21 protein-coding genes and 1 pseudogene are annotated in these 23,518 nt (G+C 54.7%); 3 read left to right on the top strand and 19 right to left on the bottom strand.

All coding sequences use genetic code 11. The annotated features are described in order from the left end of the window. Nucleotides 1-23 precede the first annotated feature (23 nt). Nucleotides 24-578 (bottom strand): sugar O-acetyltransferase, encoded by a 555-nt coding sequence (locus tag WG929_RS01240; protein ID WP_416204547.1) that lies wholly within the window; start codon nt 576-578, stop codon nt 24-26. After that, a complete protein-coding gene (gene nudC / locus WG929_RS01235; protein ID WP_369857232.1) occupies nt 575-1,417 on the bottom strand; it encodes an NAD(+) diphosphatase in 843 nt (280 codons plus the stop codon). The genes WG929_RS01240 and nudC overlap by 4 nt, the downstream gene beginning before the upstream one ends. Before the next feature lie 233 nt (nt 1,418-1,650). Between nudC and WG929_RS01230 the strand changes: the two genes are divergently transcribed. Beyond that, the gene (locus WG929_RS01230; protein ID WP_416204546.1) at nt 1,651-3,096 is read left to right on the top strand and encodes a tetratricopeptide repeat-containing sulfotransferase family protein; all 1,446 of its coding nucleotides are present in this window, start codon (nt 1,651-1,653) and stop codon (nt 3,094-3,096) included. A 65-nt stretch (nt 3,097-3,161) separates the two neighbouring features. Here WG929_RS01230 and WG929_RS01225 read toward each other — a convergent pair whose 3' ends face one another. The 12 genes and pseudogenes from WG929_RS01225 to urtA form a co-directional block, all read right to left on the bottom strand. Beyond that, nucleotides 3,162-3,749, bottom strand: coding sequence for a HupE/UreJ family protein (locus WG929_RS01225; protein WP_416204545.1), 588 nt, complete (start codon nt 3,747-3,749; stop codon nt 3,162-3,164). 70 nt (nt 3,750-3,819) lie between these two features. Beyond that, nucleotides 3,820-4,467, bottom strand: a complete 648-nt coding sequence (ureG, locus tag WG929_RS01220) for an urease accessory protein UreG (RefSeq protein ID WP_369857229.1) — start codon at nt 4,465-4,467, stop codon at nt 3,820-3,822. A gap of 39 nt (nt 4,468-4,506) precedes the next feature. Then, the gene (locus WG929_RS01215) at nt 4,507-5,280 is read right to left on the bottom strand and encodes an urease accessory protein UreF (protein ID WP_416204544.1); all 774 of its coding nucleotides are present in this window, start codon (nt 5,278-5,280) and stop codon (nt 4,507-4,509) included. Further along, nucleotides 5,279-5,782, bottom strand: a pseudogene (gene ureE, locus WG929_RS01210) (urease accessory protein UreE); the annotation flags it as partial. The pseudogene ureE and the gene WG929_RS01215, both read right to left, overlap by 2 nt. A gap of 121 nt (nt 5,783-5,903) precedes the next feature. After that, entirely contained in the window at nt 5,904-7,964 is a 2,061-nt protein-coding gene (gene ureC, locus WG929_RS01205; protein WP_416204543.1) for an urease subunit alpha, read from the bottom strand. A 120-nt stretch (nt 7,965-8,084) separates the two neighbouring features. Next, entirely contained in the window at nt 8,085-8,387 is a 303-nt protein-coding gene (locus WG929_RS01200; RefSeq protein ID WP_416204542.1) for an urease subunit gamma, read from the bottom strand. Between the two features lie 48 nt (nt 8,388-8,435). Continuing rightward, nucleotides 8,436-9,398, bottom strand: a complete 963-nt coding sequence (locus WG929_RS01195; RefSeq protein ID WP_416204541.1) for an urease accessory protein UreD — start codon at nt 9,396-9,398, stop codon at nt 8,436-8,438. A 49-nt stretch (nt 9,399-9,447) separates the two neighbouring features. After that, a complete protein-coding gene (urtE, locus tag WG929_RS01190; RefSeq protein WP_369857224.1) occupies nt 9,448-10,170 on the bottom strand; it encodes an urea ABC transporter ATP-binding subunit UrtE in 723 nt (240 codons plus the stop codon). After that, on the bottom strand, nt 10,167-10,940 hold the full coding sequence (gene urtD, locus WG929_RS01185) for an urea ABC transporter ATP-binding protein UrtD (protein ID WP_369858036.1): 774 nt from the start codon (nt 10,938-10,940) through the stop codon (nt 10,167-10,169). Before urtD ends, urtE begins: the two co-directional genes overlap by 4 nt. Before the next feature lie 68 nt (nt 10,941-11,008). Continuing rightward, nucleotides 11,009-12,178 (bottom strand): urea ABC transporter permease subunit UrtC, encoded by a 1,170-nt coding sequence (gene urtC, locus WG929_RS01180; RefSeq protein WP_416204540.1) that lies wholly within the window; start codon nt 12,176-12,178, stop codon nt 11,009-11,011. Continuing rightward, a complete protein-coding gene (urtB, locus tag WG929_RS01175; protein WP_416204608.1) occupies nt 12,175-13,731 on the bottom strand; it encodes an urea ABC transporter permease subunit UrtB in 1,557 nt (518 codons plus the stop codon). Before urtB ends, urtC begins: the two co-directional genes overlap by 4 nt. A gap of 282 nt (nt 13,732-14,013) precedes the next feature. Then, on the bottom strand, nt 14,014-15,300 hold the full coding sequence (gene urtA, locus WG929_RS01170; RefSeq protein WP_369857222.1) for an urea ABC transporter substrate-binding protein: 1,287 nt from the start codon (nt 15,298-15,300) through the stop codon (nt 14,014-14,016). 364 nt (nt 15,301-15,664) lie between these two features. Here urtA and WG929_RS01165 point away from each other — a divergent pair, with 364 nt between their 5' ends. Then, on the top strand, nt 15,665-16,153 hold the full coding sequence (locus WG929_RS01165; RefSeq protein WP_416204539.1) for a transposase: 489 nt from the start codon (nt 15,665-15,667) through the stop codon (nt 16,151-16,153). A 217-nt stretch (nt 16,154-16,370) separates the two neighbouring features. Here the strand turns inward: WG929_RS01165 and WG929_RS01160 are convergent, their stop codons facing one another. Both WG929_RS01160 and WG929_RS01155 read right to left on the bottom strand, forming a co-directional pair. After that, nucleotides 16,371-17,306, bottom strand: a complete 936-nt coding sequence (locus tag WG929_RS01160) for a response regulator (RefSeq protein WP_416204538.1) — start codon at nt 17,304-17,306, stop codon at nt 16,371-16,373. Beyond that, nucleotides 17,306-20,902: an ATP-binding protein gene (locus tag WG929_RS01155; RefSeq protein WP_416204607.1), complete on the bottom strand. Its 3,597-nt coding sequence runs from the start codon at nt 20,900-20,902 to the stop codon at nt 17,306-17,308. Before WG929_RS01155 ends, WG929_RS01160 begins: the two co-directional genes overlap by 1 nt. 222 nt (nt 20,903-21,124) lie before the next feature. Between WG929_RS01155 and WG929_RS01150 the strand changes: the two genes are divergently transcribed. Further along, nucleotides 21,125-21,571, top strand: a complete 447-nt coding sequence (locus WG929_RS01150; protein WP_416204537.1) for a group II truncated hemoglobin — start codon at nt 21,125-21,127, stop codon at nt 21,569-21,571. A gap of 93 nt (nt 21,572-21,664) precedes the next feature. Here WG929_RS01150 and WG929_RS01145 read toward each other — a convergent pair whose 3' ends face one another. The 3 genes from WG929_RS01145 to WG929_RS01135 all read right to left on the bottom strand — a co-directional run bounded on the left by WG929_RS01145 (nt 21,665) and on the right by WG929_RS01135 (nt 23,434). Beyond that, nucleotides 21,665-22,054, bottom strand: coding sequence for a hypothetical protein (locus WG929_RS01145; protein ID WP_369857218.1), 390 nt, complete (start codon nt 22,052-22,054; stop codon nt 21,665-21,667). Nucleotides 22,055-22,136: 82 nt separating this feature from the next. Then, nucleotides 22,137-22,373: a thioredoxin family protein gene (locus WG929_RS01140; RefSeq protein ID WP_369857217.1), complete on the bottom strand. Its 237-nt coding sequence runs from the start codon at nt 22,371-22,373 to the stop codon at nt 22,137-22,139. A gap of 68 nt (nt 22,374-22,441) precedes the next feature. Continuing rightward, nucleotides 22,442-23,434: a permease gene (locus tag WG929_RS01135; protein WP_416204536.1), complete on the bottom strand. Its 993-nt coding sequence runs from the start codon at nt 23,432-23,434 to the stop codon at nt 22,442-22,444. Nucleotides 23,435-23,518: the final 84 nt, after the last annotated feature.

The following is a 23,518-nucleotide window of genomic DNA, read 5'->3' as shown; positions in this document are numbered from 1 at the left end:
CACTCGCGCAGAGCCGTGCAGGATTAAATAGATGTCCCCTTCTGGATAACCCGTGCAGGGTTTCCGGCAGCAACGGTGCCTGGAGGAATATCCCGATTGACCACACTGCCTGCGCCAATAACACAGTTATCGCCAATCGTGACACCCGCCAGCACCGAGACATTGCCGCCCAGCCAGACGTGATCGCCGATCACAATGGGCAGCCCTGATTCGGTTGTCTGGCGCTCTACAGGGTCTAACGGGTGTATGGCAGTAGCGATCATGCATCCAGGCCCGATAATCACCTGGGCACCAATGGTCACCGGGCAAACATCCAGAATGGTGAGGTTGTGATTGGCATAAAAATGGTCGCCAATATCAATATTGACACCGTAATCACAAAAGAAATTGGGTTCAATATGGGCACTGCCACGCAGCGTCAACAAACCGCGTAACAAGGCCATACGAGCGTCCAGCTGACACGGATCCGCCTGATTAAAGGCATGACAAACCGACTTGGCTTGCAACCGTGCTGCCAACAGCTCGTTCTCCCAGGCGTTATACGGCAATCCCGCCAGCATCTTTTCACGCTCGGTCATTGGGCTTGCCGACAACGGTCAACAAAGGTCTGGATCAGTTGGCCAGAGATGGACAAGGGTGGTGGCGTTTCTGGCAGCCGGGTGTAATGAAACCACTGGGCATCAGAAATTTCATCGTCATCAATCACAATATCACCGCTGTCGTAGTGAGCGATAAACCCCACCATCAGCTGACCAGGGAAAGGCCAGCTCTGACTGCCGAAGTATTCAAGGTCGCGGATAGTAATGCCCACTTCCTCTTTCACTTCACGGTGAACGGCATCTTCAATCGACTCACCCGCCTCAATAAAACCGGCCAGGGTGCTGTAAGAATTAACTTTGTAACGGCTGTGATGGGCCAGCAAGCAGTACTCGCCACGAGTCACTATGGTGATGATGCAGGGAGCAATGCGGGGGAAATACAGCTTATTGCAGGGTTCACAAAACATCGCCCGCTCGGTTTGGTGTTGCCGGGTTGGCGCTCCACAGACACCGCAATAACGATGTTCCCGTGCCCATACGCCCAGCTGCAATGCCCGCGACAAGGCCACATATTCATCCGCCGACGCATTCGCCATCAGTGCTCTGGGAGATAACCAATGATTGGCTTCCGGTTCCACCGGCTGTGCCAGTTCAATAACAAAACAGGGGATATTACGATTGGCGATGCCAATAAAGACCGTCTCCGTCTGACTCGTCAACTCCGGCCAACGGCAGTGCACATCGGCATGGCTATGCAGCGTCAAATCCGCTGCTGTTGTCGATAACACCTGGCCCTGACTAATCACCAGATAGCGATACGGCTGATCGTGTTGCTCTGGTTGGTAGTCGCACAGTTCAAAAGTATGAATTTTGCCCATGGGAGTGCCTGTTGCCTCGGCTTGAAAGTATTAAATAGGTAACGATAACCCCGGTGGCCAAAGGCGGCAAATGCTCCGTGCGTTTCATTCAGGCATAATCCGCTAACGGATTGTTTTTACGAAAGGCGAATACTGGCGTGGTAAAAAAAACAGCAAGTGCAGGTACGAACAAAGCAAATAAAGCAGCTCTGAAACCGATCACTCTCCAGCTACCGGATCAGGACAAGCGCATCATGCCAGTACAGCAAGCCATGGTGTTGGCACAACGCTGGCTGCACAGTGGCCAGCCCTTACCGGCCATCGACGTATTGAGGCAGATTACCCAGCAAGTACCCGGTTTTGCCGATGCCTGGATGATGCTGTTTGCTGCCTTGAATCATTCTGCCGACCAGCAAGGCCTGGTACAGGATGCGCAACGTTGCCTGGCCAGCAAACCCCGGTTTATTCCCGCGCTCACCAGTTTGTCACTAGCCAAGCGGATTACCCAGCAACACAGCGACGCCTTACGACTGATAGACAAGGCCCTCAAGCTGGAACCGACACTGGCAGAATTACACAATCACCGCGGTGTCATTCTGAAAGAAATGGGCCGCAGTGACGCCGCTCTGGAAAGCTTCAAACGCTGTTTGGCCCTGCAGCCAGATAACGCGAATGCCATCTGGAACCGCTCCGACATGGTCGGTGCCTTAACAGCAGCGGAATATCAACGCTGTCAGGCGTTAGCCAGCGGCGACAAACTGAGCCCCAACCAACGGGCGATGATCTACTACTCACTGGGGCGCAGTGACGAAAGCGCCCAAGAATACGCCCGTCAGTTCGACAACATTCAGGCCGGTGCCGAACTCAAACGATCGATTGTGCCCTACCAGCACAGTGCGGAACTGAGCCAAATTGAAAAAGCGGCTGCGGCCTTCCCCACGGCGGCGTCCGCCAGCGCTGCCGACAACCTTGCAGGTAAACCAACACCCATCTTTATCTGCGGCTTACCGCGCAGTGGCACCACCCTGACCGAACAGATTCTGTCCAGCCATCCCAGCGTTGCAGGGGGCGACGAACTCAATGATTTGCCACTGGCGTGTGGCCAATGGCTGGCTCGTAAAGGCATTCGGAAAACCTTCCCAAATTGGGTTGCAGATATGCCGGAAGACGGCTGGCAAGCCATTGGTAACGCCTATCTGGACAGCACCAAGGCACTGCAAGATGGCGGCTGGTTTACCGACAAAAACCTGCAGAACTACAAAGCTATCGGAGTGATCCGCAAGGCCCTGCCCCACGCCAAAATAGTGGTGTGCCGCCGCAACCCAATGGACAATTTATGGGGCTGTTACCGCCAGTTTTTCTCCGAAGGTATGTACTTCACCTATCAGCAGGAAGAGCTGGCCGACATCTGGAATGCCAGCGAAAAACTGATTCAGCACTGGCGGAACACCGGCAGCGATATTTTTGTGATGGAGTATGAAACGCTGATTGCCGAGCCAGAGCATACCATCCGCGCCCTGCTGGACTTTGTTGGCCTGCCATGGAATGACGCGTGCCTGAACTTCCACGAAAACAAACGCAGTGTACGAACCCTGTCCGCGACTCAGGTGCGCAAGCCGCTATCGAACAGCCGGGTAGCGCAATGGCAACGTTACGAAGAACAGTTACAGCCGATGTTAAACCGACTGGATAGACAATAAAGTCGTAACGCACCGGGTTCCCACACCAACGTATCCGTATGGGTATGAGAACACCGTCGTCAGATTCAAATAACTGCCAAGACCAGACCACCGGCGGCGATACCCGCGCCCGTAATACGCGCCGTCATTGCGGCGATTGCAGGTTTACCCGCCTTGATCAGCGCGATACCCGCCAGATGCAACATCAGTGTTGCCAGCAAAAAGCCACTCAGATAGCTCAGCCCACTAGCGGCAACCGGCATTTCGGCACCGTGGGCAACGCCATGAAACATCGCCATCCCGGCGGTCAGAGCGGTACAAAGCAGGATATTGAAGCGGACGGCAAAAGCTACCAACAAGCCAGCGGCAATCACCGACGCCAGAATACCGCCTTCAACAAATGGCACGGTCACACCAAGCATCGACAGGCCAGCGCCAAACGCCATGGTCACGATAAAAGCCAGTGGCAGCTGCCAGGTAGCTTTCCCCCCCATTTGTGCCGCCCAAAGACCTACCGCCACCATGGCTAACAGATGATCCAGTCCGGTAAACGGGTGCGTTATACCCACCATCAAGCCGGAGGTTTCATAGCCGGTGTGTGCCATGGCGACCGCTGGCACAACAGCCGTAGCGCTAATGGACGCACTGATGACGGTTTTGAAGATATGTTTCATAGCTGTTTCCTTGATGTCATTGGTTCACAAGAGTCTTTGATTTGGACGGATTCGGACAAGGTACCGTCAATCAAACCACCGCTTTGGCTGGCGGAATCGTTTTCTGCTCCAGCATGCCTTCGGTCACAATAAAATGAATGATGTCGTCCAGGCCCTGGGCTTTTTTCAGGTTGGAGAACACAAACGGCCGCTCGCCACGCATCTTTTTGGCATCCCGCGCCATCACCTCCAGCGAGGCACCCACCAGCGGAGCCAGATCGGTTTTGTTGATGATCAGCAAGTCCGACTTGGTAATACCAGGGCCACCCTTGCGTGGAATCTTGTCACCTGCCGATACGTCAATCACATACAGGGTCAGGTCTGACAGTTCCGGGCTGAAGGTGGCACTGAGGTTATCACCGCCACTTTCGACAAAGACCACGTCCAGCGCACCGTGTCGTGCCAGCAGCTGATCGATGGCAGCCAGGTTCATGGAAGCGTCTTCACGAATGGCGGTATGCGGACAGCCGCCCGTTTCCACCCCGAGAATACGATCAGCGCTGAGCGCCTCGTTTTCGGTGAGGAATTTGGCGTCTTCCTTGGTGTAAATGTCGTTGGTGACGACTGCAATATCGTAGTAGTCACGCATCGCCGTGCAAAGAGAACGCAGCAAGGCGGTTTTGCCCGAGCCAACCGGGCCGCCAACGCCAATGCGCAGTGTCTGTTTTGGTTTCGACATAAAAAATTCCCCTTGTCTTGGTAACACCGGCCCGTTGCTTCAGGAGCGGAACAGGCGCGAATACATATGTTCATGTTGGGAGCTGGCAATAGCCAGGGCTGGCAGGCCCGCTCCAATTTCATCGTCATCCAGGGTGTCTGCGTATTCTAACGCTCGTTGCAGAGCGGGTTGCAACTCACCGAGTAATTGTTGCGCCTGGGTTTGCCCTAGTGGCACCAGTTTGGTGGCTGCCGCTATCTGGTTTTCCAGCCAGGACCATAAAAATCCCAGCGCCGCCGAACGGTAAGGAATCCCCCACTCACCAGCCGCCAATGCAAACAGGCAGACAAAGCTGACCGGCTCGCCTTTGGCAAACGGCAGCTCAAAACCGAGGCTGGTTAACAAACGGTGTAACGCTTCTCCCATGGCGGTGTCGGTCAGCCGTAATTCACGCGTTTCTCGACAGGCCAATAGCAGATCATTCAGCCGTACCAGTTCAGCCAGATCACCACTGGCGATCGCCGCCATACACCGTCGTAACACCGGCAAATCAGTCGCTGACAGGCTGTGTTGCAACTGCTCATTCACCCACTGGCTCACCTGAGGCGCTTTGGTAATCCAGCCGGCATCAATGGCGTATTCCATGCCGTGGGAGAAGGCGTAACCTCCCACCGGCAAACTCACCGAGCACAGCTGCATCAAGCGGATCAGACCCATATCACTCAAGGGTGACGCAGCCGCCAGGGTGGTATCAACCACGACCGAATCAGTGGTGCTGATGGTCATGGCCATGCTCATGTTGATCGTCGTGCTTCCCGTTGTGTTGATCATCATGTGCGTGCTCATGCGCCTGCTCGTGGCTGTGAGCATGACCGTGCGGACCGTGCGAATGACCGTGTGAATGACCACCATTGGAATAGGCACCCGACTCCGGCACAAACACCGCTTCCGTCGGTGTGATGGTCAGTCCCAGCAACACCAGCATTTCCTCTAACACATGATCGGGAGTAATACGTAACCAGCGATCTCCCACCTGCAGTTTCACATGGCGATTGCCAAGGTGATAACAGGCACGGGCAAAGGTACGCCAGTCGTCACAAGTGGCTGCGGCAACGGCTTCTATCGCGCCGTCTACCTGTACAATTTTGCCGCACTGGGTTTTCAAAAACTCACCGACCAGCAAGGGTTTACCACGTTCCAGAAATACCCGTACTTCTTCGCCGTCCGTACTGGTCAGGCGTAAACGCCCCCGGTCACGTTGTTCATGGGTCAGGCAAACCGTGGCGTAAATCGGGCCAGCGGCATCGGTTCCCAGGCGTTCGTAAATCTCCAACATGGATTTCTCCGGATTGGCTACCACACCGGAGCGTGGGGGCCAGTATTCAAATCGTTATTCCCGTTGCCGGCCGTTCTCACGCTCCGGCGTGGGAACGGCCTGCTGAGTCAGAACAGCGCAATCAAAATAGCGTGTACAACTGCGCCAGTGGTAACTCGGTGGCTGGTTCACAGGTCAGCAGTTCTCCGTCGGCTCGCACTTCATAGGTTTGCGGATCGACGGTGATGTTGGGTTGCCAGCTGTTATGCACCATATCGCTTTTGCGAATATTGCGGGTATTTTTACAGACCACCAGTTCACGCTTGATGCCCAGTTGTTCTTTCAGACCGCTATCCAGCGCCGCTTGCGACACCATGGTGAAGGAGGTTTTTGCCGCAGCGGAACCATGGGCACCAAACATCGGCCGGTAATGCACTGGCTGCGGAGTGGGAATGGAGGCATTCGGATCGCCCATTTGTGCGGCCGCAATCATGCCACCCTTGATGATCATCGAGGGTTTGATACCAAAAAACGCCGGTTTCCACAGCACCAGATCCGCCAGTTTGCCCGGTTCGATAGAGCCCACCTCATGAGAGATACCGTGGGTAATCGCCGGATTGATGGTGTATTTGGCAATGTAACGGCGGGCGCGGAAGTTGTCGCTGCCCAGAGCCTTGTCTTCGGGCAAGAAACCGAACTGTTGCTTCATTTTATGGGCAGTTTGCCAAGTACGCGTCACCACCTCCCCTACCCGGCCCATGGCCTGAGAGTCGGACGAGATCATCGAAAAGGCACCGCGATCGTGGAAGATATCTTCAGCCGCAATGGTCTCCTTGCGAATGCGGGAATCGGCAAAGGCAACATCTTCCGGGATCGAGGTATCCAGATGGTGACATACCATCAGCATGTCGAGGTGTTCATCCACCGTGTTCACCGTGTAGGGCCGGGTCGGGTTGGTGGATGACGGCAGCACATTGGGATAGGAACAGGCACGGATAATATCCGGTGCATGGCCGCCACCGGCACCTTCGGTGTGATAGGTGTGAATCACCCGATCCTTGAAGGCCCCGATGGTGTCATCAACAAAACCGGATTCATTCAGGGTGTCGGTATGAATCGCGACCTGCACATCGTATTGTTCTGCCACGCTCAGGCAACAATCGATGGCGGCGGGTGTGGTGCCCCAGTCTTCGTGCAGCTTCAGGCCACAAGCGCCGGCTTCCAGCTGTTCTGCCAGGGCGTCCGGCAGGCTGGCATTCCCCTTACCCAGAAAGCCGAGATTCATCGGCATATCGTCGGTGCTCTGGATCATCTTGGCCAGATACCATGGCCCCGGCGTACAGGTGGTGGCATTGGTGCCAGTGGCCGGGCCAGTACCACCACCAATCATGGTGGTGACGCCGCTCATCAGGGCTTCTTCGATTTGTTGCGGGCAAATAAAGTGAATATGGGCATCGATGCCACCCGCCGTCAGGATCGAACCTTCACCGGCAATCACTTCCGTACCCGGGCCAACAATAATATCCACTCCGGCTTGCACATCCGGGTTACCGGCTTTGCCGACTTTTACAATACGACCGTTCTTGATGCCGACGTCACCTTTAACCACGCCCCAGTGATCCAGTACCAGCGCGTTGGTGATCACCAGATCCATCGCCGGTTCACCGTCGGCTGGATTATTCAGCACCTGGCTCTGACCCATGCCATCGCGGATCACCTTACCGCCGCCGAATTTCACTTCATCACCATAGACGGTGAAGTCTTTTTCTACCTCAATCCACAGGTCGGTATCACCCAGGCGGACTTTGTCGCCAACGGTCGGCCCGAACATCTGGGCATAAGCGGTGCGATCCATTTTGACCGTGACCGTATGGTCGTCTGCACCTTCAGCGGCCGGCAGCTTGCCCATCACTTCGCCACGAAATCCGTAAATTTCGCGCTTGCCAGCAAACTCCACCAGCTCGACATCGCGACCCTGGCCGGGTTCAAACCGCACGGCCGTTCCAGAAGCGATATTAAGATGGAAGCCCAAGGCAGCGTCGCGGTCGAAGCTGAGCGCCGGATTGGTTTCAGCAAAATGATAGTGAGAACCGACCTGAATGGGACGGTCACCGGTGTTTTCAACCCGGAGCGTCAGGGTTTTACGGCCAACGTTCAGTTCAATGTCACCGCTGACGGCTTGTATTTCACCTGGAATAAACATCTGTGTCTCCCTGTGGTGGATAGGGTTTGCTGTTTGCATTACCACGCGGAGCGTGGGAACGAGAGCAGCCTTGGCATTTTCTCTTCTGGCTTCCACGGCTCGCGTGGTATGCCCAGCGGCCTAACAAATCGGTTCGTGAACCGTCACCAGCTTGGTGCCATCCGGGAAGGTGGCTTCCACCTGCACTTCGTGAATCAGTTCTGCCACGCCGTCCATCACCTGCTCGGTGCTGAGCAGGGTTTTGCCGTAGCTCATCAATTCGGCAACGGTTTTACCGTCACGGGCACCTTCGATAATTTCCATGGTGATGTAGGCCATGGCTTCGGGATAGTTGAGCTTCAGGCCGCGATTCAGTCGTCGCTCGGCCAGCAGCGCGGCGGTGAAGATCAGCAGCTTGTCTTTTTCTCTTGGCAGTAGTTCCATGCCGGACCTCTTTGATGGTGGTCTTGTTATTCAGGTTGGGACAGCCGTTCAGGTCGCCCAGATTCTCGGAGCGCAGGCCTGACGCCCAATCAGCAGCGGGCGAATTTCCTGCCAGCAGCGGGTAAACAATGCGCGAGCCTGGGCCGAACAATGACCAAGGTAACGAATGATCAGAAAATCACGATTAAGAGTAACACCTGTTAGATATGTTTTTCCAGATCCGTCCGTTTCCAACAAGGCACGCAGCTGGCCGATCACTTCGTCACTCAGCAGCGTCTTGCTATCCGAGTCGTAATCCCTACCGTCTGGAGAGAAAGGCCCCGCCACCATCATGCCGCTAATGGGCATGGATTGCAGCCCGGTCATGGCGCGGTAAATACCCTGATCGCCATGCACCTGCAATCGCTCCCGCAACACCAGGCGACCATGACGATAGAGATTGAGATTCTGGCTGAATGAACTGGTGGCGGTGAAGGGCTGGTTCGATGCGGGCAAGCCCAGGCAGGTCACTTCCCAGCCGATATAACGCGCCCCTTCTGCAAGGTAAACGTCGGTATCCAGCCGGGTATTGGCATCCGGGTAAATAATGCTTTCCAGCGGCAGCCATTCCAGCGTGGCCTGTGCGGCCAGCTCAAAACGGAGATTCTGTCGTTGTGGGGTTTTGTCGGCACGCGCCTTATAGGCTCGACCCGCACCGGGGGTGGTTAGCAGCGCTGCTGCAGCGTCACCCAGATTGACGGCAATGGCCAGCGTATCGCCCGACACCATACCACCCGGCGGATGCAGCAGATAAAGATGCGCCAGCTCTCGCCCTTCCGGGTAGAAAGGCTTTTGCACATACAAAGGCCCCTGGTGGACGTTGCTTTTCAACACCGAACCACGAGGGGTTCTGGTTATACCTAACGCCAGTGAGGCATTCCAGCGCGATGGCGTCACCCGTAAGGCGGGTGACGGCTCTTGTCCTGGCTCTTGTTGTGGTTCTTGTGATGGCTGTTCAACCGGCATATTCATGCCGCGTACTCCTTGATCCGACCTTGCGATAACGGGGAACTGCTTGCCATCATACTGCCAGATATTGCCGAATCAGTGCATCGTTCAAATTGGCCATCTTGTCACTGGCAACCACACGGCCTTTTTCCATCAAACGGAACTCCTTGCCGACCCGTCGGGCGAAGCCGAGTTTCTGTTCAACCAGAATCACCGTCAGACCTTCTTCCTCGTTCAGTTTGAGAATCACGTCGCCAATCTGCTTGACGATATTAGGCTGAATACCTTCGTTGGGTTCGTCCAGAATCAGTACATTGGGTTCGATCACCAGCGCCCGACCAATGGCCAGTTGCTGTTGCTGGCCACCGGACAAATCGCCGCCCCGACGATGCAGCATTTCTTTTAATACCGGGAACAGCTCGAATATTTTTGCCGGAATCTCGGCAGAATCATCATGACAACCAAGCATTTTCAGCCGTTGCTTGCGAATCGGCAGACCAATCCGCAAGTTCTCTTCAACCGTCAGCATCGGAAAAATGTCGCGTCCTTGAGGCACATAGCCGATACCCGCCACGGCACGGGCTTCGGCGTTCTTTTTATGCAACGGTTCGCCGTTAAGCAAAATCTCACCCGTGGAGATGGGCAACAGCCCCATCAGGCATTTCAGCAAGGTGGTTTTACCGACGCCATTACGACCCATGATGCAAGTACAGGAGCCTTTTTCGATAGTGAGGTCGAGTTCCCACAGAATCTGGGTGCCGCCATACAGCTGGTTAACCTTGTTGATGGCAATCATGCTTCTTCCCCCAAATACACTTCAATCACGTCACGGTTGTTCTGTACCTGATCCATGGTGCCTTCTGCCAGCACCGAGCCCTGGTGCAAGACAGTGACAGTACGGGCAATGCTGCGGACAAATTCCATATCGTGCTCCACCACGATGACCGTGTGCTCTCCCGCCAGCGAGGTCAGCAGCTCGGCGGTACGTTCGGTTTCCTGTGGCGTCATCCCGGCCACCGGCTCATCCACCAGCAACAACCTCGGCTGCGCCATCAATAACATGCCGATTTCCAACCATTGCTTCTGCCCGTGAGACAAGGCTCCCGCCAGCATATAACGCTGGTCGGTCAGGCTGATGATTTCCAGCACTTCTTCAATACGGCCGATTTCGGTCGGGCTGAGGCGTGCAAACAGCGTCGGAATCACCCCCTTGTTGGACTTGAGCGACAATTCCAGGTTGTCAAACACACTATGGGCTTCGAATACCGTAGGCTTCTGGAATTTACGGCCAATGCCGAGTTCGGCAATTTCTGCTTCCGAGCGGTCGAGCAGATTGTAGTTACTGCCAAAATACACGGTGCCGGAATCCGGCTGGGTCTTGCCGGTAATCACATCCATCATGGTGGTTTTACCCGCACCATTAGCACCGATCAGGCAACGTAATTCGCCATCGTTCACATACAGGTTAAGATTGTTGAGTGCCTTGAAGCCATCGAAGCTGAGGTTGACCCCTTCGACATACAGGATCACCTGCTGCGAGACATTGATTTCGGGCTTCTTCGGCATCAGGAATGGCCACACCTGATCTGGCCGGAACACATCGCGAGCCTGATCAGAGACTGTTTCAATCACACTCATGAGGACACCTCCCCGGTCGTAGTCGGTTTCGTCGGGGCAACCGGCCGGGTTGCAAAACGCTGTTGCAACTGGCCATAAATACCCATCAGGCCTTTGGGCAAATACAGAGTAACCAGCACAAACAGGGCACCCAGCGCGAACAGCCAGCCATCCGGCATGATCGCGGTGAAGCGGGTTTTGGCATAGTTCACCAACAGCGCGCCAATAACCGCACCAATCAAGGTGCCACGGCCACCCACCGCCACCCAGATCACCACTTCAATCGAGTTGATGGGCGAGAACTCGCCCGGATTGATAATGCCCACCTGCGGTACATACAAGGCACCGGCAATGGCCGCTATCACAGCGGAATACACAAATAGCCAGACCTTGTACTGCTCGGTGCGGTAGCCGATAAAGCGGGCGCGGGCTTCGCCATCCCGAATCGCCACAATCACCTTGCCAAGCCGCGACTTCATAATCCAGTGACTGGTAATCAATGTCAGCGACAACATCAGTGCGGTGATCAAAAACAGCGCCACTCGGGTGGTATCCGACTGCAAATCGAAGCCGAGAATATCCTTGAAATCGGTCAGACCATTATTGCCACCAAAACCCATTTCATTACGAAAGAACGACAGCAACAAGGCATAAGTGAGCGCCTGGGTCATGATCGACAGATACACCCCGGTTACCCGTGAGCGAAATGCCAGCCAGCCAAACACATAAGCGAGAATACCGGGTACCACCACCGCCATCAGCATGGCAAACCAGAACTGATCCATACCGAGCCAGAACCAGGGCAGTTCGTGCCAGTCGAGAAACACCATAAAATCGGGTAGCTCCGGGTTACCGTACACACCCCGGTCACCAATCTGACGCATCAGATACATCCCCATACCGTAACCACCCAGCGCAAAAAACGCACCGTGGCCAAGGCTGAGAATGCCGCAATAACCCCAGATCACATCCACCGCCAGTGCCAGCATGGCGTAACTGAGATACTTGCCCAGCAAGGTAATAGTGTAGGTACTGACATGTAATGCCGAGGTTTCCGGGATCAGCAGATTAGCGACCGACGCCAGTACCGTCACCACCAACAGCAGGATAACAAAGGGGGCAACACGGCCACCAGGCTGACCCTTGCTTTTCAGCAAGGTCTGAAATACAGCAGCAAGTGCATTCATTCTGCCGCTCTCCCTTTTTGAGGAAACAGCCCTTTTGGACGTTTCTGGATAAACAGAATGATAAATACCAGCACCAGAATACTGGCCAGCACGGCACCGGTCACCGGCTCCAGGAACTTGTTGGCAATACCGAGCGAGAAAGCCGCCACCAGCGTACCGAGCAAATTACCGACGCCGCCGAACACCACCACCATAAACGAATCGATGATATAAGCCTGGCCGAGGTTGGGGCCAACGTTGGTGAGCTGACTCAGCGCCACCCCGGCGATACCGGCGATACCGGAGCCAAGACCAAAGGTCATTGCATCCACGCGGTCAGAACGCACCCCCATGGCACGGGCCATGGAACGATTTTGCGAGACCGCCCGCACGTTCAGGCCCAAATTGGTTTTTTTCAGGATCAGTTGCAGGGCAAAAAACACCAGCAGGGCAAAGGCGAGGATGTACAGACGGTTCAGAGTCAGCGACAGTACCGGGTTGATCTCCACCGAGCCGCTCATCCACTCTGGCGAAGCTACCTGACGATTCAGCGGTGAAAACACGCTACGCACCAGCTGCTGCAGGATCAGACTGATACCAAAAGTCGCCAGCAAGGTTTCCAGCGGACGACCATGCAAGTGACGGATCACCAGTCGTTCAATCAATACTCCCATCAGTCCCGACACCAGAAAAGCCGCCGGAATCGCGACCCACAATGAATAGTCGATCAGATTCGGCATAATCAGCTGAACCACATAGGTGGTATAAGCCCCCAGCATGATCATTTCGCCGTGGGCCATATTGATCACCCCCATCACCCCAAACGTAATCGCCAGACCAATCGCCGCCAGCAGCAATACCGAGCCAAGGCTGAGGCCAAAAAACAACTGATCAATAAAGCCGTAGAACTCGACCCGTTCCTGAATGCGGTTTAATGCCTTGGCGGCGGCCTGGCTGACCACCGCATTATAATCGCTGTGATCCGTTTCCATATTGGCAAAGCGGCGCAAAACGTTGCGGGCGTCATCTTCCAGACTGCCACCAATAGCTTCGATGGCCGCCAGCTGATCGCTTTGTTGCGTTGAGGTATCCAGCTGATACATGGCCAGGGCCAGATCCATAATCTCCTGTACTGCCGACACAGTTTCTTCATCACGTGCCGACTGAATAGTAACCATGGTATCGGCATCCAGCTCCGACAGCAGGTTCTTCACCGCTTCCTCTCGTACCGCTGCGTCACTAGACGACAGGCGAATGCGGGCAATCACACCATTCAGATGATTCCGCAGGCGGTTATTAACCCGGATCTTTTTAACATCACGCGAGACCAGCCCGGTGATCAGTTCACCCGTCAACGGGTTCTGGTATTCCGTGTCGCCATTGGTCTCGAACTTGCCGACCACCTGGCGGGTATCTTTAATATAATAAAGATCCCCGGCGAGCATGATTTTAAACAGCGGTAACATGGCTTCACCGCCAGTTTCACGCAGTTGCTCCAGCACGGGAATGGCTTGATTCAAGGAAGCTTCGGTCAGTTGCTGCAGCAAGGACTCAACCGTCACCGCAGGCTCCATATTCTCTGGCTCGGCAACAGCCGCTACCGTCGTTATCTCCGCCACATCGTCGGCCGCCGCCAGTATCGCGTCGTCCAGTTCGGCACACACAGGCCCGGCCAGCACACCCAACAGGCAGCAGCAGGTAATTAACAGGTTTCTCACAATGAGGCTCCGCTTCTGATGATCAGGAAAACCAACAGACATCCTGAATACATCAAAATCAGAATGTCTGCGGGCGGAATCAGGTATTCAGATGCCCCGCCAGAAGCGGCAGGGCCTTGGGGTCAACCCGGCATCGGCTTAATACGTCTGGCCAGAGCAGGTTTTGGTTTTGGTGTTGTAGTTACCGCACTTGATTGGAGCAGTCCAGTCAGCGATCAGATCCTTGGAACCCGGCAGGAAGTCAGACCAGGCATCACCCGCGACCAGACCTTCCGTTTCCCAAACCACTTCAAACTGACCATCGTCCTGAATTTCGCCAATCAATACTGGCTTGCTCAGGTGATGGTTCTTGTTCATAACCGCCATACCGCCGGTCAGGTTAGGCGCTTGCTGGCCAATCATGGCTTGCTCAACCTTGTTCACGTCGGTCGTACCGGCTTTAGTAACCGCCTGAGTCCACATCTGGAAACCGATATAAGTTGCTTCCATCGGGTCGTTGGTTACGCGCTTATCGTTACCCGTGAACTTCTTCCAGCTCTTGATGAAGGCTTCGTTTTCAGGCGTATCCACGCTTTCGAAGTAGTTCCAGGCAGCCAGGTGACCGACCAGAGGCTTGGTATCGATACCGGACAATTCTTCTTCACCGACAGAGAAAGCAACCACCGGAATGTCTTCTGCAGAAATACCCTGGTTACCCAATTCCTTGTAGAACGGCACGTTGGCATCACCGTTGATGGTAGAAACAACAGCAGTCTTCTTGCCCTTGCTACCGAACTTCTTGATGTCAGAAACAATCGACTGCCAGTCAGAATGACCGAACGGCGTGTAGTTAATCATGATGTCAGATTCTTTGACGCCCTTGGCTTTCAGGTAAGCTTCCAGAATCTTGTTAGTGGTACGTGGGTAAACGTAGTCGGTACCCGCCAGAACCCAGCGTTTAACGCCCAGATCATTCATCAGATAATCAACCGCAGGAATCGCTTGCTGGTTAGGCGCAGCGCCAGTGTAAAACACGTTCTTGGAAGACTCTTCCCCTTCGTACTGAACCGGATAGAACATCAGACCGTTCAGTTCTTCAATCACCGGCAATACGGATTTACGGGAAACAGACGTCCAGCAACCAAAGATCACATCAACGTCGTCCTTGGTCAGCAGTTCACGGGTTTTCTCAGCAAACAAAGGCCAGTTAGACGCAGGGTCAACCACCACGGCTTCCAGCTTCTTGCCCAGCAGACCGCCTTTCTTGTTTTGCTCTTCCACCATCATCAGAACCGTGTCTTTCAGAGTGGTTTCTGAAATCGCCATGGTGCCAGACAACGAATGCAACACACCCACCTTGATGGTGTCAGCCGCAATCGCACTGTAACTTGCCATGGTAGCGCCAACCGCCAGAGCGACGCCGGTAACCAGCTTTTTGAATGTCATACCGAAGCTTCCTTTAATCTACTTTTATTGGCCTGGTGACGCCCGCTGACGGGCCCCCCCTCTTCTGTAATCTGCCAGTCGATTATTCGGAAAAGCCCCACTTCAAGGTATGGGGTAATTAACACACAGATATACGTCATTTGACGTATAGCCGTAGGGATCGGCACCGTCCGTATCCACGGTGCAACATTCACTGCCATTTCGATTCCGTAGAGCCCGCCTCCGTGCGTGGCCATTGTCGGCGTCCGTCCGTATCCACGGTGCAACATTCACCGCCATTCCATTGACAATATTGCGGCATTCCCCTTTTCAAATTTCACATCTGTGATTAAATTTGCCAAACATCTATCTAATGGAAGCGATGATGTCTGATCTGCCGTCACGTAAACGCATGCGCCTGCCACACCACGATTATTCCTCTGCTGGTGACTATTTCATCACGATTTGCAGCCAAAACCGTTTGGCGTTATTCGCCAACACCTATGGTAATTCCATCAGAATAAATCCGGCAGGTCGGATGCTTGCGGCCTGCTGGAGCAATATTCCAGAATATTTTGACGGGGTTACAAGCCAGGATTTTGTGGTTATGCCCAATCATATTCACGGCATTTTGACCCTGTCAGAGCAATGCCCGCATCAACTTTGGGATATTGTCAGACGTTATAAAACCTTCACTACCCGACAATACATCATCGGTGTCCGGCATCACGGCTGGGTCACCTTCCCCGGTCGGTTATGGCAATCAAGGTTTTGGGATCACGTGATACGAGATGAAGACGATCGTTTACGTATTCGGGAATACATTCAGAACAACCCCGCCAAATGGCTTGAAGATACCCTGTATGTCCCGTAGGCCCGGCTGCGACGTTTCGGACAGCCACAGAGGGCGTCCCTACGATGGACTGCGGTGCAATTTCATCGCCATTGCGATTCCGTAGAGCCCGCCTCCGTGCGTGGCCATTGTCGGCGTCGTCCGTATCCACGGTGCAACATTCATCGCCATTGCGATTCTGTAGGGCCCGCCTCCGTGCGTGGCCGTAAGGTTTGTCCGTGTCGCGGTCGTTGTCTCGTCAGGATTCCGCAGCCAGTAACCGCAACGCGACGCCTGCGGCGGCAGTGCGGTTTTCAACGCCGAGTTTGGTGAAGATCTGTTCGAGGTGTTTATTGACGGTGCGCGGGCTCATGTTGAGGATTTCGGCGGCTTCGCGGTTGGCTTTGCCGTTGGCGATCCAGTACAACACTTCGGATTCCCGTTCGGTGAGGTTGAGGTGTTCCCGCAGCATGGTGGCACCGGTCGGGCGCTGGCCGTCGACCAGCTTCAGCAGCATTTCGCCATTGCTCTGTTCGTTGATCAGTTTCACTGCCAGTGGATAGCCGAGGTCGTTCAGCCGCAGGCTGTTTCCGGGTTCAGGGTGATGTTCCAGCCAGCGCGCAATCTGCGGTGCCAGCAGGGATTGCTGACTGCGGTCATCGACTCTGGCGCGCGCCAGCAAGGCGTAGGTTTGTGGTGTCGCCCAGCGTAACTCTCCTTGAGTCGATACTGTCATCAGATGCTGGCCGGTGCTGTCGAGGGCCGACTGGGCGCTACTGGTGAGCCGGGCGTTGGTCAGGTGCACCCGCATACGGGCCAGTAACTCATCGGGGTTGATGGGTTTGGTGAGGTAATCGACCCCTCCGGCTTCAAGCCCACGGACGATGTCGCTGGTGTCGGTGAGACCAGTCATGAAGATCACCGGAATGGAGGCCAGTTCCGGGTCGGTTTTGAGTAAACGGCAAGCTTCAAAGCCGTCCATATTGGGCATGATGGCGTCCATCAGGATCATATCGGGCTTCATTTTGCGGGCGATGGTCAGCGCCTGTCGACCTTCGAGGGCGACCAGTACGTCGATACCGGCCCCTTCCAGCGCATCATTAATCAGGCTGAGGGAGTCGGGAGAGTCATCCACCACCAGAACCATGTCCGACGGAATGTTCACGCCTGGTGTTGTGTTGCTGGTTGGATTCATCAGGTTGTACCTCCCCGATCGGTCTCGGCCAACGCCGTTTTCAGCAGTTCTGCCAGCTCTTGCAGCTGAAATCCGCCTGCCAGTTGTTGCAAATACTCCAGCTGACGGGTGGTCATGGCTGAAGAGGTTTTCAGAATTTCCAGTGCCTGGACAACGCCCTTGCGATAGCCCATTTCGGCATACGCTTGCAGTTCCAGCAGTTGCGGATGGGGTTGTAGCACACCAAACGCGGCAGTATTACTGATGCGTGGTGTCTGGCGTTCGGCGGACATGGCCGCCAAGGTTGTCAGCGCTCCGGCCCGGTCACTAGCGGGATCCCCGCTCTGCCAGGTCCAGTGCAGTTCCAGCACGGTGCCGATGGTATTGAGCAGGCGACTGTTACTCACAGGCTTGACCAGGTAATCGTTATAGATAGCCCGGTCGAATTCGCTACGATCCCCTTCCTGGGCATCGGCGGAGAGCATGACGATCGGTACGGATATGCCTCGGGTACGCAACCGGTGGGCGACTTCAAGGCCAGTAATACCCGGCATGGACACATCCATCAGGAACAGATCCGGTACCCGCTCACCAGCCTGTTCCAGTTCGTCCATCATGGCCAGGCAGTGCTCGCCATCGTGGGCTTCCAGCGTTAAGAATCCGAGCGGCACCAGCAAATCAGCCAACAAACCCCGTAGTACCGGATCGTCATCCACCAGAAACACCGTGCGCTGAAAACCTTCGTAACCAATGATACGTTTGTTCTCCAGCAACTCCGCGTGCTGACGTTGTTGGTCAGACTGAAGATTAACCCAGGGCAGCATCAGCGCGACGGTAAAGCAGCTGCCCTGACCCGGCGTACTGTCTACCTTGAGGTCTCCTCCCATGATCTCAGTGAGCAGTTTGACGATGGTCAGCCCCAGCCCGGTGCCGGGCAAATTGGCTGTGGCGCGATTCCGTACCCGTTCAAAGGGATCAAAAATACGTTTGAGGGATTCAGCATCGATCCCAGGGCCGGTATCACGAATGCGAAATTCCGCCACCTGATTGCGATAACGAATATCAAAGTCGACCTGACCACTGACGGTATATTTGACGGCGTTGGATAACAGATTGATCAGAATCTGCCGCAGACGTTTTTCATCCGTCATAGTCCATTGTGGCAAAGTGCCCTGCACACTGGAGTGAAAACGAACCCCCTTCTGCTCGGCCTGCATGGCAAACATGGCATTCAGCTGCTCTATCAACACCGGTAGCTCCACCCGCGAGCGATACAGATCCAGCTTGCCTGCTTCAATGCGGGAAATATCCAGCAAGCCGTCAATCAGGTCAGTGAGGTACTGGCCACTGCGCTGGATAATCGCCAGACCATTCTTGTGGCCAGCAGGGGTATCGCCCTTGTTGGCCAGCAGCTGGGCATAGCCAATCACCGATTGCAGTGGCGTGCGTAATTCATGGCTGATACCGGTCAGATAGCGGCTTTTGGCGGCATTAGCCGACTCCGCCAGCTCCTTCGCCTGCTGCAAAGCCTGGTCGGTTTCCTGGTGCGCTTCAATCTCGGCGGTGAGTTTGCGAGTCTGGCGGTTGGATTCCTTTTGCGCCACCAGCCGACTTTCATGGGCCAATAAAAACAGCCAGGCGAGTACCCCGGAGGCAATCATCAGGGTAAAAAACAGTGTCCACATGGTTTGTTGCAACAGCTCGGTCTCTGTCGCCGTTACTGGTGCCATCTGTCGATACACCACCGCCAGCAGCACTGCAATCAGCAGATTTACAATCAATAACAGGCTGACAAAGTGACCCAGCCGGGAATTCACCACCCGTACGATACGGGGCGGCACAAACTTGGAAAGGAAATAGGCCAGCTGGCGGGAGACATGAGCGTGCGGCTTGCAGCTGTCCATACAACGCACATCCAGCGTGCAGCAGAGCGAACAGATAGGCAAATCGTAGGCCGGACAAAAACTCATGTCTTCCTGCTCAAAATGGTTTTCGCAAACACCACACTGAATGGTTTGCACATGGCGATGGCGCACGTCCTCCGGCAAGCGCGACAAATCAGTCGGCGCAATATCGGTCACCAATAGATCCAGCTCCGGGGAGGTACGGGCAATGTAGTAACGACCACCCGTGAACCAGGCAATCAGTGGCACCATAACAAAGCAGATCCCCAGGCTGACAAAGTGACTCAGTGTGGCCGTGACTTCACCAAACATGCCCAGATAACTGAGCACACCACCTGTGGTTGCCAGCAACATGGAGCCAGTACCCACCGGGTTGATGTCGTACAAATGGGCGCGTTTGAACTCTACGATATCCGGACTCAGACCCAGCGGCTTGTTGATCAGCAAATCCGCCGCCAACGATCCCAGCCAGCTGACGGCCACAATCGCGAACACTCCCAGCACTGCTTCCAACGCCTGATAGATACCCAGCTCCATCAACAGCAGCGCAATCGTGACGTTAAATACCAGCCACACCACCCGGCCGGGGTGAGAGTGAGTCAGCCGCGAGAAAAAATTCGACCAGGCGATCGATCCGGCATACGCATTGGTGACGTTTATTTTCATCTGCGACACAATCACCATGGTTGCCGCCAGCAACAACGCCAGCCCGTCGGAATGGGTCAGATAAAAAAATACCCGCTGATACATATGGGTCGGGTCAGTCGCCAATTCGTAGGCAACCCCCTGGGTAATGGCCAGATAAGCCAGAAACGACCCCAGCAACATCTTGATAATGCCGATAAACACCCAACCCGGCCCCGCCAGAATCAGCCAGAACCACCAGCGGCGAGCATTTTGTGGGGTCTTGGGCGGCATAAACCGCAGGTAATCCACCTGTTCGCCAATCTGTGGTACCAGCGCAAAAAACACCGATGCAGCAGCACCAAACAACAAAATATTAAAACTGCCTGCTCCTCCACCCGGAACGGCAGCATCATTGCCCGGCCCAGGTACAGCAACGCCTGGTAACTGATCGACCGCCAGACCGTGAAACTGCGTCCAGGCCGCGAGTTGGCCAGATTCATTCACAATCACCACGGCCAACGCCAGGCACTGCAACAACACCCAGATAAACTGCGTGCCCGCCTGAAAACGACTGATCGCAGAAATACCGTGCATCACAATTGGAATTACCGCCGCTGCACATAAAAAATAGCCGATCGCCAGCGGCACCCCGAGTAACGCCTGCAAGGCGCTGGCGAGAATCACCGCTTCAATCGCAAAAAAGATAAAGGTGAACGAGGCATAAATCAGCGACGTCACCGTCGAGCCCAGATAACCAAATCCGGCACCGCGTGTCAGCAAGTCGATATCCAGACCGTGCTTGGCGGCATAATAGGTAATCGGTACGCCGGTGATAAAAAACAGCAGACACACCACCAGCATGGCATACACGGTATTGGTAAAGCCGTAGTTCAGCGTCACCGCCGCCGCCAGCCCTTCCAGTGCCAGAAATGCCGTTGCTCCCAACGCCGTTTGTGCCACCCGTTCGATCGACATACGCCGACCGCTGCGAGCGGTAAAGCGCAGGGCAAAATCTTCCAGCGTCTGATCCGCCACCCAGCGATTATAATGGCGGCGAACTTTGAAAATCTTTTGCGAGGCAGGCATAAGTAAGCAGTCGATATACAAACGGTCAGCGCGCAGCATACCCAAACCGCCGCCAGAAGACTGCAATTGCGCACCGCCACCACCACATACAACCGACGCACTGGCCAAATACCAGTCCGTCATCGGCCAAGCGGTGCCCCAATAACCTGCGATAGATCAGTGAGCCTGCACAGTAGGCTGATATAGTCCGCTGGTTTCTTTTACGAGATCAAGGCAGCCGACATGAGCCCAACCTCAAATACTCCCGCGTATGGACAAGGCGACGCCACTTATCAGGCCGCCGGTGGTTTGGAAGGTATCACCGCATTGGTCGACCGTTTTTATCAACGGATGGACACCCTGCCAGAAGCCAGAATCCTGCGTGCCATGCACTCAGACGATCTGACCTCATCGCGGCAAAAACTCACCTGGTTTCTGTCTGGCTGGACTGGCGGCCCGAAGCTGTATGCCGAGCACGTGGGTGCCATCAGTATTCCTGTCGCTCACGCCCACCTGCCAGCCGATGAAAGCAGCGTTCAAGCCTGGCTGACCTGCATGGATCTGGCGTTACAGGATCTGAACTACCCGGATGATTTTCGCCACTACATGATCCAGCAGCTGTCACGACCGGCCGAAAGCATTCGACTGATGTGTAAATTCCACGCCGATAAAAACGCCCATGGTTCGTAGGGACGCCCTCTGTGGCTGTCCGCAATGATGCTAAGCCGGAGCAGCGGCCACGCACGGAGGCGGGCCTACGGAATCGCAATGGCGCGGTCGATATCAGACCGACAGCGTTGACAACTGCTCTTTCAGGGAGCGAATTTCCCTGAAGCGGGCAAGCGCCGTCGGAAACATACCACTATCGTAAAACGCCAAAGTCGGCAGACTTTCCGGGCTGATGCCGTGCGCAGCGGCAAAATGCTGAATCAAACCAGCGGTGTCGCTGAGATACTGACCCGGAGACAATTCAACGGTTGGAAAGGAGGCCACCTCGCCAGTCAGTTGCTGAAGCTCAGACCGACGAGCATTCAGCTGATCTTCATCATCCGCATCGACCCGAACCACTTCGACCTGATCCAGCAAACCGGCTTCCGTGATAAACAGCAAAAACCGAAAGCAAAACGGGCAGGAACTTTTCAACCAGGCTTTGGCTTTAAACTCGTTGGTCATCGTGATCTCCGGGATTCAAATTGGAAAAAGTGCGCCATCCTGCCAGTTTCTAGCCGCTGTTGTCCAATACCCGCACCTCCTGTCAGCTTGTCAGCCAAGACTCAACACTGGCCCGATCCGGGATTGAACCAGAATGCACCAGCTGTTCATCCACCACCACCGCCGGAGTACTCATCACCCCGTAACCCATAATGGTCTCGGGACTAGTGACCTTATTCAACTCAATCGTTACCCCTTGTTCGGCGGCAATTTTCTGTATCAAATCAGCGGTTTTCTGGCACTTGGTACAACCACTGCCGAGCACATTAAACACTTTCATATCAGTCACCTTTGACGTAAAAAAAGACACAGAACGGCATTTATATAACTCTCATCAAATCACTGTCTTCAAACCAACAGTAAGGCCACCGCATTTAACACCCAACCCACCAGCGTGAACGCCACCAGCAACAATGCAAATACCGTCACCAGCAATTTCCACTGCATCACCTGTTTCAACAAGATAAATTCAGGAAAACTGGCCGCAACCGTACTCATACAAAACGCCATCGTCGTGCCCAGTGGCAGCCCCTTCAGAAACAGGCTTTCCATCACCGGGATCACCCCGGTCGCGTTGGAATACAATGGCACGCCAACCAATACCGCAGCGGGTACCGACCACCATTGCCCTTGTCCCAAAGTGTTTTGCAGCCAACCTGCGGGAATAAAGCCATGCAGCGCCGCCCCGAGGCCAACACCGATAAATACCCACTTCCAGACCCGTGAGACAATGTCGGTCAGCTCAGACCGAGCAAATACATGACGCTGCCTGAACGACAATTGACTGGCTGTTACTGCGCCCGCATCTGTCTGGGCGCTGGCATTCAGATAAGCCTTGAGCGCAAACGGCTGCAACCAGCGCTCGGCATGAATCGCATCCAGGAACATCCCGCCCAATACCCCCACCAACATGCCTACCAGCACATAGATGGCGGTAATCTCCCACCCTACCAAACTCAGCAATAACAACACTGCCACCTCGTTGATTAACGGCGAGGTCAGCAAAAACGCCATGGTGATGCCTACCGGAATACCGGCCGAGGTAAACCCCAGAAAAATCGGAATACTGGAACAGGAACAAAACGGCGTAATGGCACCGAAGACACTTCCCAGCAGATAGCCCACGCCCCGGTTGGTACTGGCCAGATAACGGCGTACCCGCTCCACATTCAGCGAGGCGCGAATAAACGACACACAATAAATCATCACCACCAGCAAAAAGAAAATCTTGCTGGTGTCTTCAATAAAGAAATGCAGCGACTGCCCAAGTCGCGAGTCAGGATCCAGCGCCAACAGCGAATACGTCAGCCAGGAAGCAAAATCGGTAAACCACGACAGCATGACAAAGTACCCTCTGAACAGCTCAAGCTGGTTTCTTTTTACACCCGTTCTGCAATGCCAACTTGATCCAGATTAATAACCGAA

The sequence above is a fragment of the Oceanobacter antarcticus genome (assembly GCF_044962685.1).
GTDB classification, from domain to species: Bacteria; Pseudomonadota; Gammaproteobacteria; order Pseudomonadales; family Oceanobacteraceae; genus Oceanobacter; species Oceanobacter antarcticus.
This window is presented reverse-complemented; position numbering and strand designations above follow the sequence as displayed.